This is a genomic window from Drancourtella sp. An12 (assembly GCF_002160935.1).
GTDB lineage: Bacteria > Bacillota > Clostridia > Lachnospirales > Lachnospiraceae > Sellimonas > Sellimonas catena.
In genome coordinates this window covers 1-683 of record NZ_NFLO01000049.1, presented here as the reverse complement: position 1 = coordinate 683, position 683 = coordinate 1, and the positions used below count along the sequence as shown (strand labels likewise).

Below are 683 nucleotides of genomic sequence, written 5' to 3'. Positions count from 1 at the left end.
GTCGAAGGCGGGACGGATAACTGGGGTGAAGTCGTAACAAGGTAGCCGTATCGGAAGGTGCGGCTGGATCACCTCCTTTCTAAGGGAAGAAGTAAGGGACGTTGTCTATTGTTGAGTGATCGAAGAGGAGCACTCAAGCTTCGCTGGTGGTGATGCGCCTGGGGGGAAACACCCGTACCCATCCCGAACACGATGGTTAAGCCCCAGACGGCCGATGGTACTGCACTGGAGACGGTGTGGGAGAGCAGGTGGCCGCCAGCTCCAAAAAAAGAAAAATGTTATCTGTGATATGAGGTTTGAAGAAAACTTCAGATTTCATATGACTGATAAAAAATCAGTCAGAAGTGTCGACACTACACCTCGCAGCCAGGCTGCTCGGTCGCGTGCAGGCACGCAAACCAATCAATTCAAAACCGTCTTATGAAAGCGAGCTTTCAACGCCGTTTTTGATTGATTGTGTAGTGTACCTTGAAAACCGCATATAAGAACACAAATAGAAATATCAAGACATCCGAGGTAATGTGAACACATTATTGAGAACAACGGCAGATCAAAAGATCTGCACTATCGACCAACACATATCACGCTAGGTATGTGAGATTACGGAATGCTCCGTGAAAGATTTAAATAACTCGAGGCGAAGCCTCTCGTTATCCCGTCTTTCGAAACCGCATTCCGAATCA

At 47.6% G+C, this 683-nt stretch carries 2 rRNA genes; both read left to right on the top strand.

What is annotated here, in order from left to right:
• A 16S ribosomal RNA gene (locus tag B5E64_RS17720) occupies positions 1-79 on the top strand; the annotation flags it as partial.
• A gap of 63 nt (positions 80-142) precedes the next feature.
• Positions 143-261 (top strand): 5S ribosomal RNA (gene rrf / locus B5E64_RS17715).
• Positions 262-683: the final 422 nt, after the last annotated feature.